12 protein-coding genes are annotated in these 14,665 nt (G+C 54.0%); 9 read left to right on the forward strand and 3 right to left on the reverse strand.

The genetic code is table 11. The features are described 5' to 3' along the window. Window positions 1–403: 403 nt before the first annotated feature. A complete protein-coding gene (locus V8I28_RS12010) occupies window positions 404–1,354 on the reverse strand; it encodes an aldo/keto reductase (protein ID WP_341780332.1) in 951 nt (316 codons plus the stop codon). 683 nt (window positions 1,355–2,037) lie between these two features. Here V8I28_RS12010 and V8I28_RS12015 point away from each other — a divergent pair. The 7 genes from V8I28_RS12015 (at window position 2,038) to V8I28_RS12045 (ending at window position 11,117) form a co-directional block, all read left to right on the forward strand. Beyond that, window positions 2,038–2,796 (forward strand): ABC transporter ATP-binding protein, encoded by a 759-nt coding sequence (locus V8I28_RS12015; RefSeq protein WP_341780333.1) that lies wholly within the window; start codon window positions 2,038–2,040, stop codon window positions 2,794–2,796. An 11-nt stretch (window positions 2,797–2,807) separates the two neighbouring features. Further along, window positions 2,808–4,628: an FtsX-like permease family protein gene (locus tag V8I28_RS12020; RefSeq protein ID WP_341780334.1), complete on the forward strand. Its 1,821-nt coding sequence runs from the start codon at window positions 2,808–2,810 to the stop codon at window positions 4,626–4,628. Between the two features lie 38 nt (window positions 4,629–4,666). After that, a complete protein-coding gene (locus V8I28_RS12025) occupies window positions 4,667–5,044 on the forward strand; it encodes a GntR family transcriptional regulator (protein WP_341780335.1) in 378 nt (125 codons plus the stop codon). A 351-nt stretch (window positions 5,045–5,395) separates the two neighbouring features. After that, window positions 5,396–5,800 carry an iron-sulfur cluster biosynthesis family protein gene (locus tag V8I28_RS12030; RefSeq protein ID WP_341780336.1) on the forward strand — a complete coding sequence of 135 codons (405 nt, stop codon included), beginning with the start codon at window positions 5,396–5,398 and terminating at the stop codon, window positions 5,798–5,800. Between the two features lie 204 nt (window positions 5,801–6,004). Continuing rightward, complete coding sequence (locus V8I28_RS12035) at window positions 6,005–7,345, forward strand: collagen binding domain-containing protein (RefSeq protein ID WP_341780337.1); 1,341 nt, start codon at window positions 6,005–6,007, stop codon at window positions 7,343–7,345. Window positions 7,346–7,596: 251 nt separating this feature from the next. After that, the gene (locus V8I28_RS12040; protein WP_341780338.1) at window positions 7,597–9,390 is read left to right on the forward strand and encodes a heavy metal translocating P-type ATPase; all 1,794 of its coding nucleotides are present in this window, start codon (window positions 7,597–7,599) and stop codon (window positions 9,388–9,390) included. Between the two features lie 191 nt (window positions 9,391–9,581). Next, window positions 9,582–11,117, forward strand: a complete 1,536-nt coding sequence (locus V8I28_RS12045) for a multicopper oxidase family protein (RefSeq protein WP_341780339.1) — start codon at window positions 9,582–9,584, stop codon at window positions 11,115–11,117. Window positions 11,118–11,516: 399 nt separating this feature from the next. Here the strand turns inward: V8I28_RS12045 and V8I28_RS12050 are convergent, their stop codons facing one another. Then, window positions 11,517–11,855 carry an ArsR/SmtB family transcription factor gene (locus V8I28_RS12050; protein WP_341780340.1) on the reverse strand — a complete coding sequence of 113 codons (339 nt, stop codon included), beginning with the start codon at window positions 11,853–11,855 and terminating at the stop codon, window positions 11,517–11,519. 73 nt (window positions 11,856–11,928) lie between these two features. Between V8I28_RS12050 and V8I28_RS12055 the strand changes: the two genes are divergently transcribed. Both V8I28_RS12055 and V8I28_RS12060 read left to right on the forward strand, forming a co-directional pair. Further along, window positions 11,929–12,543, forward strand: coding sequence for a cadmium resistance transporter (locus V8I28_RS12055; RefSeq protein WP_341780341.1), 615 nt, complete (start codon window positions 11,929–11,931; stop codon window positions 12,541–12,543). A gap of 164 nt (window positions 12,544–12,707) precedes the next feature. Further along, entirely contained in the window at window positions 12,708–13,484 is a 777-nt protein-coding gene (locus V8I28_RS12060) for a CPBP family intramembrane glutamic endopeptidase (protein WP_341780342.1), read from the forward strand. Window positions 13,485–13,570: 86 nt separating this feature from the next. Here the strand turns inward: V8I28_RS12060 and V8I28_RS12065 are convergent, their stop codons facing one another. Further along, entirely contained in the window at window positions 13,571–14,614 is a 1,044-nt protein-coding gene (locus V8I28_RS12065; protein ID WP_341780343.1) for a YeiH family protein, read from the reverse strand. Window positions 14,615–14,665: the final 51 nt, after the last annotated feature.

Raw genomic sequence — 14,665 nt, forward strand, 5'->3', positions numbered from 1 at the left:
TCGCCCTTGATTACACCTACAGTGTATCACCATCTTGGAAAAGGTCAACCCCTCTGGCTAATCTTTTTGCCGGGGTCATAATCTTTTTAAAATGGTGGCCGTTAATCGCTGATGTGACAGTAATTGTGGCGCCTGATGGCTATCGAAAAATTCGAGAGATGAGTGGCTTATTTGTCTAGACGTTGGTCAATCGGCCGGCCGGTTAACGGTCGCGGGTGACGACCCCAGCGAAATCGGCAGTTGAACGCAGAAACGGTGGATTTTGGAATGGGGAGGCCGGCTGTTTTGGTAAAAACAAATCGCTTTAAGTTTAGTTAACGGGGTGTTTCAATTGTTGCGGAAACTTTGACAAAAATAAAAAGCGCCCAGCCTACGCCAGACGCTTCAAATTCACACGTTAGATTTAAGGTAAGACATTCCCGGCAGCCAGGTAGATGTCGTACCATTCCTGCTTCGTCAAGGTCACGTCGGCACCGGCCGCGCTGTCCTTGATGTGGGTCGGATTCATCGTTCCCAGTAAGACTTGAATGTTGACCGGGTGCCGGAGAATCCAGGCTACGGCAATCCCGTTCTTGGAGACGCCGTACTTGTCGGCCAGCTTTTGGAGAACCTTGTTGAGGTCGGCATACTTCGGATCGTCGATGAACATGCCGGCAAACAGGCCGTATTGGAAGGGCGACCAAGCCTGAATGGTAATGTGCTTGCGCCGAGCGAATTCCAACATCCCAAAGTCGTTGTGCGTTGGCACGTCGCCCATGTTGACGTGTAGACCTTCCGTAACCATCCCGGAGTGGGCCGCACTGAATTGGAGCTGGTTGAACATTAACTTTTGATCGACGGCCTCTTGAACCATCAGATATTGTTGGACGTTAAAGTTGGAAACACCGAAGTGCCGAACTTTTCCTTCGCGTTGTAAGGTGTTGAAGGCGTCCGCGATTTCTGCGGGTTCCATCAGTGGGTCTGGCCGATGGAGTAAGAAGGCATCCAGGTAGTCAATGCCCATGCGTGACAGGATGCCATCCACGGCGTCAATCAGATGTTGCTTGCCAAAGTCGTAGCGGGACCCGAAGACCAGGTCGTCGTGGCTGCGGTTCGGGTCGAGGATAATCCCACCCTTGGATTGGATGTAGAAATCGTCTCGCGACAGACCAGAAGCTTTCAGGGCTTGGCCGAAGACTTCCTCGGACTTCCCGTTGACGTAGATGTCCGCGGAGTCAATGTAGTTAATGCCGGCTTCGTGAGCAGTCTGGAGGGCCTTTACGGCGTCTGCTTGATCCAGAACGCCCATGCGCATGATTCCTAGCGCAACGGCGGATGCTTGCCAGTTACTGCCACCTAATTGCAGTTGTTTCATCAAGAAAAACCCCTTCATTTTGAGATTTGAAACTTACAACCATAATTGTACAACGAATAGGCTGAAATATCTCGTGAGGACATCCCTGAGTGGGTGATGGGCCGCTAATGGGTGGTGAATGGCGCGGCTTAATGATGGCATGGCGGGACCTCCCCTATTTTCGGAAGTGAATGAACCAAGTGTTGGGGGATTCGGTTAAGTCAGGTGAGCAATGACGTTGTCCATTTTGTCCACCTTACCGTTCACCAAATAACCCGCCGCTCACCTTCCGTTAAAAGCTAAAGGTTGAAAGTAGAATAAACGTGCTGATTCCCGTAACAGCAGTGTTCTGGCCACTAAAATTGGTGAAATCAGGAGCCTACGCCTGCCAGGGGTTCCGCCTGCTGTGGGGGACACCTCCAGCCTGAGAGGCGGGCTTCCGGTTCGCTGGGAAGCTTTGCCGAACGGTAAGGCGACCGTTTTCCACTACGAAATTGTAAACGACTAAACTTAACGCGATGACACTAGTTTTAGTCGATTTCTGTCTTTCAACCTTCAGTTAAAAGAATTAAGACCTAACTTTCCTAGCCCGGCGGCGTTTACGACCGGTCCGTAAAAATTGAGGTTGACAATTCGCGGCGAACCATTATAGTTAATTACACAAGTAACTAACCAATACACTAAAGAGCGGGGGATTTTTAAATATGACAACGAATACTGTGGTTGATGTCCACAATTTAGAGAAAACATACGGCAAAGCCAATGAACGCCAGTACCGGGCGTTAAAGGGACTGAACTTTACGGTGGCGGCCGGCGAATTCGTCGGGATCATGGGGGCGTCCGGGTCGGGGAAGACGACGCTGCTGAACATGCTGTCCACGCTGGACGTCCCTACGCGCGGCGATGTGGTGGTCAACGGCCACGACGTCACCAAGATGCGGGGCAATCAGCTCGCGGACTTCCGGGCCCAAGAAGTCGGCTTTATCTTTCAAGATTTCAACTTACTAGAGAGCTTAACGGCCGAAGAAAATATCGGCTTACCGCTGGCCTTGAAGGGCACGTCCTCACGGGTGATGGATCAGGCGATTCACGAGGTGGCCGAGACGCTGTCGATTGCCGACCTATTGCCGAAGTACCCATCCGAGTTATCCGGGGGGCAGAAGCAACGGGTAGCGGCGGCGCGGGCCATCGTCCACCATCCCGCTATCCTGATGGGAGACGAACCCACCGGGGCGCTGGATTCCACGAGCGCTCGCGACCTGCTGGACCTGTTGACGACCATTAACCAGAAGCAGAAAATGTCCGTGCTCCTGGTCACGCACGATCCCTTCTCCGCCAGTTTCTGCCAACGGATTCTATTCATCAAGGACGGTCAGATTGGTTCCGAGATTAAGCGTGGCGATCAGGACCGGAGCGCCTTTTATCAACAGATCTTAAACGAGCTGGGCACGTTCAACGAGTAGGGGGAGTCGAAATGTTAGGAAAATTAGCACTGGCCGGGATTAAGCACCGGCGGCGAGACTACCTCGTCTTATTGGTGGGACTGACCATGTCGGCCGCCATCTTCTATATGTTTGCCAACCTAGCGACCAACCAGGCCTTCATCAAGGCCAATGCGGTCGTGAGTCAGGCGTCACTTATCTTCGGGTTTGGCGCGGTTTTACTGATTTTAATCACCATTGTCTACATTATGTATGCCAATAGCTTTCTGCTCAGCATGCGCCAGCACGATTACGGGCTGTTCATGATGCTGGGGGCGACCCGTAAACGTGTGGGCGAACTGGTCTTCCTCGAAACCCTGATCCTGGGGACCCTGGCGACCGCCGTGGGCATTGTCCTGGGACTGGCGATGAGCCAATTCCTGGTGGGCCTTCTGCTGGATAGCTTAGGTCTGCACCTGGCGCACCTCTCGGCATTTTATCTGCCGGCGATTGTGGTGACCGGCGTGCTGTACGTGGGGCTATTTATCCTGGCCTCCCTCTTTAATCTGGTGCGGTTGACGCGGACGACCGTCTTGAAATTATTGCACACCGACGAGCAGGCCAATCAGCCGGTGATTCATCCCTTCCGGCAAATGGTGGCGGCCGTTTTCGGCGTCCTCTTCCTGGCCGTGGGCTACTGGGCGATGGCTGCGATTACGGACTTAGAAATGACCGCGATTCCACTCGCCCTGGTCACCATCACGATTGGGACGTATCTGCTCTTCCGGGCCACCATTCTGGTGATTATCCAGGGCCTAAAAAAGACGCGCTGGGCGAAGAAACACCTGAATGGTTTTCTCCTCGGTCAGCTGAACTTCCGGGTTTACAACTACACGCGTATGCTGACGATTGTGTCGTTGCTCTTTGCGATGGCGCTGGGAGCGATTACGGTGGGGTCCGGGTATCACCGCCAATTGCCGATGATGGCCAACAGCCTGGGAACCTACACGATTGCCGTCCATAACAAGACGGCGCAAGAGCAACGGTTGATTGATCAACTGAACGTGAAGCACCAAGCGACCTACACGCAGAAACGCCAAGGGAAGGTCGTGTACTACAACGCCGCCGAACTGCAGCGGCAGCCGTTTGAACTGAACAAGGGGACCACGGAGGCCAAGTACGCGACCCATCCGAAGTATTACACGGAATCCCTGAAGCAATTCAAAAAAGGTGGCAGTCAAAGTTTGGATTTCCTGAGCCTAGCGATTCGCAGCAAGCAGGGCTTCTACGCCCCACAATTCCTCAGTGCGCGGCAATTCGCCAAGCAACCCGGGAAAACGGTGACGGTCACCACGGTACGGGTCAAGGACCTCAACCAGGACCGCCGGATTTTGAAGCGGCTGAACAAGCTGGAGTTGAGTCGCTTCGCCCAACCGGCCGCCATGACCGTGGGAAATTACCAATCCTATGAGTTGATGAGTGGCTTCTTCGGCGGCCTAGAATTCATGGGCTACTTCTTAGGGATTGCCTTTCTGGCCATGCTGGCCTCATGTCTGATGTTTAAGATTCTTTCCGGCGCGCCCGGGGACCAACGGCGCTATCAAATGTTGTACAAGGTCGGTGTGCGTCAAAAGCTGATGCGCACGGGGATTGCGAAAGAAATCGGGATTTTATTCCTAATTCCTGGTATCATGGGAGTAATCGATGTTCTGTTCGGTCTTCAGATGTTTAAGCCGTTGATGCAAAGCCCAATGAGCCCCTACCTGGGGATTGGGAGTATCTTTGCCATCTTCATTGGTCTCTATGCGATTTACTATGTGATTACGTTGACGCTGTACTGGCGAATCGTGTTACCCAAGGCGCCGACTGATTAGGCAGCAGGACGAGTTCACAAAGAATGTGGGAAAGCATAATGAAATTTAATTTTGATAGTCCGGAACCCATCTATCTCCAGGTCGCCGAACAGGTGGAAGAGGCGATCTTCACGGGGATCTATCGGGCGGGAGAGCAGGTGCCCTCCACGACAGAAATGTCCAAAGAATTTCATATTAATCCGGCGACGGTGCTCAAGGGCATCAACCGACTCGTGGCGGCCGGCGTGATTGAAAAGCGCCGGGGCGTGGGGATGTTCGTGACGGCCACGGCCGCAACAACCATCCGCGAGAAGCGCCGCGCGGAGTTCTACGACCGTTATGTGAGCAGCTTTACCAGCGAGGCGCAGAAGCTCAATCTCTCCGAAGACGAGGTGATTGCGCTAATCAAACGCGGGTACGAAGCGCACGATGACTAGTCGTTGCCTGCGATGTTGCGAGCTGGCCGCCTTACCGTTCACCAAATGGGGGTTGGAGCGCGGTGGGCGGACCGGAAGCCCGCCTCTCAGGCTGAAGGGGTCCCCCACAGCAGGCGGACCCCGTGGCAGGCGCAGGCTCCTGGTCTCACTAATTTTAGTGGACAGAACACGGCTGTTACGGGAATCAACGCGTTTATTCTACTTTCAACCTTTAGTTGGCAATGCTTCATGCCCTCATGAATTAACAAAGCAACTGTTGAGGCGAAATGTTTTACAAACGGGTCCAATCACGTTATAGTAGATTGTGCACAATTGAGTGCGGCTTAATTGGCAGGAAAGAGGGAACTAATAATGGAAATCACAATTAAAGATGCAGCTAAAGCGTACCTGACCGAAAACATTCAACCAGGTAGTGTTCTGTTGTTAACCACGGACGACGGGTCCAACCGTTATTCAACGGTGGGCGGAACGTGTGCGATTGGTGATAAATTCCAATTCGTCGCGCTGACCGCTGACGACCCCGACTATGCCATTTCCTTAGACAACAACGCCGGCTTGAACATCAAGACTAACGCTGATACCGAGCTTTACCTGAGTAACGGCTTGGTTTTGGACCGCGTCTTCAACCAACTGTCCTTGCGTGATGATAGCGGGATTCTCGACAGTGCAGTGGGCCTAATCACCTACACCGCTGAAGAGAAGTCCGAGTTGGATTTGAAGAAAGAAATGCAAACGCTGGGAACCCGGATTTGCTAAACGGCACAACCACTGACAGACTGATCAATTTTTAAGGGAACGGCTTCGGCCGCTCCCTTTTTTTATCGCCATTTTCCGTATCCGGTTTCTTCGTTGCCTCTCAGGGCTTTTCGTCCATTTTCAACAACTTGTCCGGTACCTATTGCCAAGCGGTTGCACAGGCCGTATACTTTGATTACGTAGAAGTTTTGGGAGGGGATATTTTTGAAGTTTAATAGTAAAGTTTGGCGATGGCTAATCGGGCTGTTTAGTTTAGTCTTTCTATTAGTCGTCGGCCAAACGACACTGGCGCAGGCCGCCACCAACCACAATGGCGCGGACTTTACGACCTCGGCCAGCGTGACGAACGGACCGGATTTTAAGCATGCCGACACGATTGATGTGCAGTACAACTTGGATTTCGGCAGTACACCCATCAGCAATGGCGATACGATTACGCTGGATTTTCCAGAGAATTTAAAGGGCAAGACGCCCGGCGATACGTTTAAGGTTTACGATCAGGACGGCACCGTGATTGGTGAGGCCGTGATTTCCGATAAGGGCGTGGTGATTACCATGAACGATGCCCTGGAAGGCAAGACCAACGCCAAGTTAACCCTGAATATGATGACCAAGTACCGTTACGAAGATACGGGTGAAAAGGACGTCGTGTTCCCGCTGGAAAATGGCAAGACGAGCACGTCTGAAATCAACATCGTGGCCAACGAAGCCAACCTTTCCAAGAAGGGAACCCTACAGGACGACGGCACCATCAAGTGGACGATTCTGGTCGATCGGCGCGAGATTGAACTGAAGAACCTGGACATCAAGGATACGATTGGTGCAAACCAGGAAATGATTCACGGGGTGACCGTCAGCAATGGCCATTGGGAAACGACCACGACTTACAAGCGTGAGAAGCCCGCAATGACCGAAGGCACGGATTACGACATTACATATAACGACCAAGGGTTTGATTTGTCATTTAAGAATACCGTCAACAACCTGGTCGTGATTGACTACTACACCAAGGTGACCGACACCTCCCTGATTGATTCCGGCTATAAATTCAGAAACAATGCCGTGATGACCTGGGGCGGTGGCACCTCTGGCAATAAGAATTCCGAAGAGGCCAACGGAAAAGTCTCCTCGTCTAACGGCAACAGCGGTTCTGGGAGTGGCGACACCAACGAAACCGATGAACCCGGTATCGACACGGATGAAGACACCGGCACCGGGACCACCGATGTCGATGGCGGCACCGAAACCGATGAGGAAGAGGCCGCTCGTGAAGAAGACGAGGCCAAAGAAGAGGCCGCTAAGGAAGCCGCTAAGCAACAGGCTGCCAAGAAGGCCAAGGCTAAAGCTGCTAAGGCGGCCGCTGCCAAGGCTAAGGCTGCTAGAGCAACGGCTAAGGCCACCGCTACCGAGAATCCCGGGACGACGCGGACGACCAACACCAAGTTGCCCCAGACCGATGATCGCGGGAGCTTAGCTAGCGTGATCGGGGGCACTCTGGCCCTGGTAACGTTAGGATTGGGCGTTGTTTTACGTCGGCATCAATAAAATTTGAAGCGAAACGGAAGGTCTGGGACAAAGGTCTCAGGCCTTTTTGTCGCCGAATACCGGGCATTGAAATCGGCGACAAGGGCAGCTAGTTCCGCTTAAACCAGATAATTTGGGTATCGGTCTTCATGCTCGCCGGCCAGACGGCTTGGGTCTCACGCTTTTCTTTTAGGTCGAAGTCTAACTCATGTGGAAAAATACACAAGCTCTGGTATACTCTGGTTAAGAATGATTCTTAGGGAGGGACCACGATGCAACGATTACGACAATATCGTCAATTCTGGTTTGTGATTATTTTAGGGGTGCTGGCTCTGTGGCTACAGTTCGTGAGCCATCAGGCGAAATGGGCCCAACTGCTGATTACCGGCTTGGGCCTGTTACTGGCAATTGTGATGTTTGTCGAGATGGTTAGGACTCTGCGTTCTGGCAAGTTCGGCGTCGACCTGCTGGCCATTACGGCGGTTCTTGCGACGTTAGCCGTGGGAGAATACTGGGCCGCGTTGATTGTGCTCCTGATGTTGACCGGGGGCGATGCGCTGGAAGACTTTGCGGCCAGTCGCGCCAACAGTGAATTACAGGAGCTCCTGAACAATTCGCCTCAGACGGCTCACCGTGCGGATGGCGAAGCGTTGACGGATATCGCGGTCAGTCTGGTGGCCGTGGGTGACCGCTTGCTGGTGAAGCCCGGCGAGGTTATGCCGGTCGACGGCACGCTATTGACCGGGCCAACGACGGTGAACGAGGCCTCGCTAACCGGGGAGGCCCGGCCGATTGATAAGCGGGTCGGCGAAACGGTCATGTCCGGGAGTATTAACGGCGAGGCTTCCGTTTATCTGCGGGCGGACCAGACGGCCGACAACAGTCAGTATCAAAACATTGTTCGGTTGGTCAAACAGGCCGAGGCTCAGCCGGCGAAGTTCGTCCGGATGGCGGACCGCTACGCCGTACCCTTTACGCTACTGGCCTATGTGATTGCGGGATTAGCGTGGTACTTCTCCGGCGACCCCGTTCGGTTGGCCGAGGTCCTGGTGGTGGCGTCGCCTTGTCCCCTGATCTTGGCGGCCCCGATTGCCCTCATCTCGGGGATGAGCCGGGCCAGTCGAAACGGGATTATCGTTAAGACCGGGACTACGCTGGAGAAGCTGGCGCAGGTCAAGACGTTTGCCTTCGACAAGACCGGGACGATTACTCAGGGCCGCTTGGTCGTGGACCGCGTGGTGCCGGTCACCGCGCTACCGGCCGAAAAATTACTGCAGCTGGCGGCCAGCACCGAGCAGCACTCCGGGCACGTCCTGGCGCAGTCGCTGGTTGCGGCCACCCAAGCGCCGCTGTTACCCGCCACGGACGTCAACGAGACGACTGCGCAGGGGGTCGCCGCGGTGGTGGATGGCCAGGAGATCCGCGTGGGGAAGAGTTCATTTGTGACCGAAGAAACGGTTGAGAAGTCCGATCAAACGGCGGTTTACGTCGCCATCGCCGGAATTTATCAGGGCTACGTCAGCTTCAATGACCGCGTCCGACCGGAAGCCCGTGAGACCATGAGTGCGCTACGAGCGGCCGGCGCCCAGCACCTGGTCATGATTTCCGGGGATCGCCGGCCGATTGCCGAAACCATTGCCGGCGAGGTCGGTATCGACCAGGTTCATGCGGAATGTTTACCGGCCGACAAGATTAAGGTCCTGGCGGATTTACCCGCCGACCAACGTCCAGTCGCGATGGTCGGCGACGGGATCAACGATGCCCCCTCACTGGCGACCGCGGATGTGGGGATTGCCATGGGGGCGCACGGCGCCACGGCGGCCAGCGAATCGGCCGACGCGGTGGTCTTGAAGGACGATTTAACTCGGGTGAGTGCGGCCAGGGGGATTGCGCACGACACCATGCGGGTGGCCAAACAGGCCGTGTTGATTGGCATCTTCATCTGTACGGGGTTGATGTTAATCGCGAGCTTCGGTGTGATTCCGGCAATTATCGGGGCAGTCTTCCAAGAAGTGGTCGATACCGTCACGATTCTTTACGCGTTGCGGGCCCGGACCGATCGTTGATAATGAAGATTTAGGGAGAAGGATAAGGGGCCTAATCCCCTGAGTATCGAAATAAAAAACGTGAGACTAGAGGGAATTAATCGCCTTCTGTCCCACGTTTTTTCCTATTCCGATTCGTTTCTTTCAGTTAGTGAATGCGGTATCATGGAGTTGGACAGTGTGCCCAATCTAATCGAAGAGGAGCTTGAAAGATGACAAAATCAATCAACACCGATTATTTCTTTGATGAACCGGCTTTTAACACGCACGATGGGGGTTACGTTCCGCTGGAAGAACCCAACGTCCCACAACAACCACTGCGGATTCCACCGCTATTGAAGCCCGATAAGGAGACCACAACCGACACGTACTACACGGTCGAAGCGCAGGCGGGGGAGACCCAGCTGTTACCAGGCAAGAAGACCAAGACCTGGGGGTATAACGGCAGTTTATTGGGGCAAACCATTGTTTTTCCAAAAGGTAAGACCATCCACATTGACCTGAAGAATAGTTTGCCCGAGTTAACCACGTTCCACTGGCACGGGCTAAATGTTCCCGGCCCTTACACGGATGGCGGATGCCACGCGCCGGTTTACCCCGGCCAAACGCGCCACATTGACTTTAAGGTCGATCAACCGGCCGCTACGCTGTGGCTACACGCGCACCCGTGCCCATCGACGGCCGAACAGGTTTGGCGCGGCTTAGCGGGGCTGGCCTTGGTTACCGATGAACAAGAAGCCCAGCTCCCATTCCCTCGCAATTATGGGGTCGATGACATTCCGTTGGTTCTACAGGACCGGCGTTTCCATGAAGACAATCAGTGGGATTACGACGCGGACTACGACCCAGACGGGGTTCAAGGGCCAACGCCGATGATTAATGGCACGATCAATCCCTACTTTGACGTGACCACGCAACGCGTTCGCCTGCGGATTTTGGACGGGGCGAACCGGCGGGAATGGCGGTTACATTTCAGCGACGACCTGCCATTTACGCAGGTGGCTTCGGACGGCGGTGTGATGCCAGAACCCGTCGAATTTACCCATCTGATGTTGACCTGTGCCGAACGGGCGGAAGTCATCGTGGACTTTGGCAAGGTCACGCCGGGTCATACGGTCACGCTGTATTCCGACGACGTGCCGTTGGTTCGGTTCCGGGTCCACGACTTTGAAACGGACACCACGACGCTGCCCGAGCATCTGGTCGATATTCCCGACCCAGAGGTAACACCCGACACGCCAATCCGGAAGGTCGTCATGTCCGGGATGGACGAGCAGGTCATGATTGACGGTAAGAAATTCGAAATGCAACGGATCGATGCCAAGCAAAAGGTCGGTAACGTTGAACTGTGGGATGTTACCAACACCAACGACATGGACGGTGGGATGGTCCACCCGTTCCACATGCACGGGACGCAATTCCTCGTGGTCTCACGGAACGGTCACGACCCGTATCCAAACGAACACGGTTTCAAGGATACGGTCGGGGTCAACCCCGGTGAAACGGTACGGCTGAAGGTCTGGTTCGACCACACGGGGGTCTACATGTATCACTGCCACATCATCGAACACGAAGACGGCGGTATGATGGCCCAGATTGAAGCGTACGACCCGGACCATCCGCAAACGTATAAGCTGATGGATATGGACACACTGATGAACGCGGTAGCTAAAGAGCGGGGAATTGATGTGAAGGACCTCCATCTCGCGGGAATGAGTTCGTATGAGAAGATGGGGATGAAGATGTAAGAGAGTGGAGCAAGGCGCTTAGGTTCTGAGCATTAGGGAGCTAAGGGACTCCTGTCCGGCGAAGCCGAACAGGAGTCCCTTAGCTTTCTAAGCGCAGGAATCTGGCTTGCGGAACTCGTTTCAGAGGCCGCCAGGACCGGGATATCAAAGGCAAAGCGCCAGCCCAACGGTCCCAGCCAATATAATCAGTTAGGTGGAAACCGATCCGGTGCTTATCTTTGCTAAGCGGAAGGGTCTGCCCTTGCGGAACTCGTTTCGGAAGCCGCCAGGACTGGGATATCAGGGACAACGCGCCAAAACGGTATCGCCAGTCAAGTTAATTTCGGCTTTCTCAGTTATCTCCCAAACACCACAATCAAACAAAAATGGCTTCGGAATCTTAAAATTCCGAAGTCATTTTTAATGCCCATGGGTCTTCCCGCGTAAGACGTGGTCCACGTGGGCCAAGGTCTCGTTGACGATGTCCAAGATGTGGGGATCATCCAAACGGTAAAAGTTTTGCTTACCCACCCGGCGAACCGCGACCAGTTGTTCCTTCTTCAACATGGCTAATTGATGGGAAATCACCGACTGTTCCACGGTTAATAGGTCGCTGAGTTCACTAACGTTGAGTTCCTTTTGCTCGAGGAGGTAGAGGAGCTGTAGGCGCGTGGGATTGCTCAGTAACTTGAAGATGGTCTGAGAGGCTTGGACCATCCGGGGAGCAATTAAGGTGACTTTTTCGGTAGAATTCGGCATAAAAGACTTGCTCCTTTCATATGTAGATGATAACATATGTTATGGATAACATGTATGGGGAGAGGATCGCATAATGAAAACAATTTTAACGGGCGTCACGGCGTACATTTCCACCGGACTCGACTACTTAATTATTCTAATGGTAATCTTCGGTCGCGTAAAGCATCAAGACCGCTGGCTGGTCCTAATCGGTGACCTTTTGGGCACGACCGTCTTGGTTGGCAGCTCTCTAGCCATTGCGTTTTTCCTCGGCTTCGTGCCGGCGTCGTGGTTGTTGGGATTGTTAGGGCTGATTCCGATTTACCTGGGTATTAAGTTATGGTTTCAGGGGGATGACGACGATACGGACGCCATTGCCAATAAGGTGGCCCGTCCCCAGGGGTTAATCGGTAGCGTGGCGCTGATTACCATGGCTACCTGTGGCGCGGACAACGTGGGCATTTACGTCCCCATCTTCACGACCGTGGCACCGAGCACGATTCCTTTAATTCTCGCGACGTTTGCCGTGATGGTGGTCATTTTCTGGGAAATTGGCTACCGGCTGGCTTGCCTGCCCAAGGTCGCGGACGTCTTGGAAAAACAGGGTCGTTATATCACCATTGCCGTGTACATCTTAATCGGATTGTACATCATGGCGGACAGCGGAACTTTCCAGCACTTGATTCAACTAGCCGTGGGGTTAGTTTAAAGCTTTAGCGGCTAAAGGCTGTGAAGAAAAATGTGGTCGCCGATGTCCCTCAGAACGCAGCGTTTTGCCTATAACGACAAGGTGGGGAGTTCACCGACCGGAATGTCCTTTCACCCGGGTTAGCAGTATACTGGGACTGTATCGGAAGGGGACGTTGGGATACTTTGGCAACAAGAAAGACGGCGACCAGTTTATCAATTGCTGGTGCCTTGGTTTGTGATGACGGTGCTCGTGTTTTGTTTACCGCTGGTTCTGCCACGGCGCACTCGCGGATAGCGACGACAACGGTAATAGAGGCCATCACATTGTTAGTGATTGGGTTAGTCAATCGGTATTGGGTACACGTATCCTTGAACTTTCGCTCACCATTCACGCTGGGGCAGCAACTGCTAATGACTTGGCCGGCGGAATTACTCCTGGCCTTTTTCGTGGTTGCGGCCATGATTAAATTTCCGCAGGACATCGGTGTGGGTAAGATAGCGGTCCGCGTCACGCTAGGTTTACTGGTAGCGGGACTGGAAGAGACCGTCTTTCGGGGAATCCTACTCGGTGGCTTGTTGCAACGCTTACGGCTACGGTTGACGCGGCGACTATGGGTTGCGGTGCTCGGCAGTAGCTTGTTGTTTAGCCTGAGTCATGCGATGAACTTGACACACCAGAGTCTACCCGTGACGCTGATGCAGATGGTCCAGGCGTTTGGCCTCGGTCTGGTCCTCAGTGCCTTGTATTTACGGACCGGGAGCCTGCTGTGGGCGATGCTGTTTCACTTTGGATTAGACACGGCAGTGATGATCGTTGCTTTGACGCCCCACGCGACGAGTGCCGCCGGCGGATCACCCGCGGATATGATGCCAGTCGTGGTCTATCTGGTCATCACAGCAATCCTATTGCGGCCATCGCGGTGGCGGCGAACTGACTTTCGACGCCTCGGGGTTCGGTAGTCGTTAACTAAAAATGAAAAAACGCGAGTAACTTTCCGGAAATGGGAAAGTTACTCGCGTTTTAATTTTGGCCTAAAGATTGAAGGTTAGAAGAATAACTTGCTGGCAATCGTCACGCAGGTCATCAGGATAACCGATGAGATGGTTGCGGCGAGAAAGACGTTACCGCCCCGCTGGAAGATGACGCGGAAGTTAACGCTCATACCCAAGGCGGCCATAGCCATGCCGAGGAAGATGTAAGCGAGCTTGACCAGTCCGGCCAGCGCGACATCGCCGAGTGGCAGAAAGGTCCCGATGATACTGGTCAGAATGAAGCCGGCCATGAACCAAGGAATTGGTAGCTTGGCTGGGCCTTGATTGGCGGCTGCTTCCGGGTTAGCCTTACGGGATTGCCGTTGGTACCACCAGCCAATGATGAGGGCGGCCGGGGCCAGCAACAGCACCCGGGAGAGCTTGGTGATGATGGCGGTGTCCAGACTGATTGGACCACCGGCACTCCCGGCAGCGACGGCGTGGGCGATTTCATGAAGAGATCCCCCGGTCAGAACGCCGAATTGAACGGCGGTTAAATGCAAGAGGGGCTTCAGTCCGATTTCAATCAACGTGAAGACCGTCCCTAAAATGGCGACGATGGCCACGGCGAGGACTTCGTTTTCCCGTTGCCGTTCGGCCTTGTCCGCGGCGACCTTAATCTGGGGAGACACGCCCATGACGGCGGCGGCCCCACAGATGCTGGTCCCGGTGGCCGTCAGGATGGCGAGTTCTTTTTCCACGCCGAGCTTGCGGCTGAAGTTGTAGGTCAGTAGCACCATGCCGGTCACCACGAAGACAGCGAGCGTAATCGTCTTGACGCCGGCTTGGGCCAGTTGAACCAGGTTGAGCTTGAAGCCAAGTAGAATAATACCTAAACGTAAGAATTTATTGCTGATGAAGCCAATCCCGGCCCGGTTCGCGTTGATAACCTGGGGCTGAACCTGACAAGCCATGCCCAGTAGCAGGGCAATGACCAGCGCGCCCACCAGATTCAGGTAGGGCAGTTGGGCCAGCAAGCTTCCCGCCACGGCGCAGACTAAAGTTAAGAGGGAAGCCAGCCAAAAGCCCCGGCTCACCACAGTTGTCCGAATATCCAAATGAATCTCCTCCTCAAAAATGTCTACGCCTAGTTTACCGGAAGTTGATTA

It is taken from the genome of Levilactobacillus sp. HBUAS70063 (genome assembly GCF_038374745.1).
GTDB lineage: Bacteria > Bacillota > Bacilli > Lactobacillales > Lactobacillaceae > Levilactobacillus.

Coding starts and splice junctions, on each gene's coding strand:
- V8I28_RS12010 (WP_341780332.1), bottom strand. CDS start 1,354: ATGAAACAACTGCAATTAGGTGGCAGTAACTGGCAAGCATCCGCCGTT.
- V8I28_RS12015 (WP_341780333.1), top strand. CDS start 2,038: ATGACAACGAATACTGTGGTTGATGTCCACAATTTAGAGAAAACATAC.
- V8I28_RS12020 (WP_341780334.1), top strand. CDS start 2,808: ATGTTAGGAAAATTAGCACTGGCCGGGATTAAGCACCGGCGGCGAGAC.
- V8I28_RS12025 (WP_341780335.1), top strand. CDS start 4,667: ATGAAATTTAATTTTGATAGTCCGGAACCCATCTATCTCCAGGTCGCC.
- V8I28_RS12030 (WP_341780336.1), top strand. CDS start 5,396: ATGGAAATCACAATTAAAGATGCAGCTAAAGCGTACCTGACCGAAAAC.
- V8I28_RS12040 (WP_341780338.1), top strand. CDS start 7,597: ATGCAACGATTACGACAATATCGTCAATTCTGGTTTGTGATTATTTTA.
- V8I28_RS12045 (WP_341780339.1), top strand. CDS start 9,582: ATGACAAAATCAATCAACACCGATTATTTCTTTGATGAACCGGCTTTT.
- V8I28_RS12050 (WP_341780340.1), bottom strand. CDS start 11,855: ATGCCGAATTCTACCGAAAAAGTCACCTTAATTGCTCCCCGGATGGTC.
- V8I28_RS12055 (WP_341780341.1), top strand. CDS start 11,929: ATGAAAACAATTTTAACGGGCGTCACGGCGTACATTTCCACCGGACTC.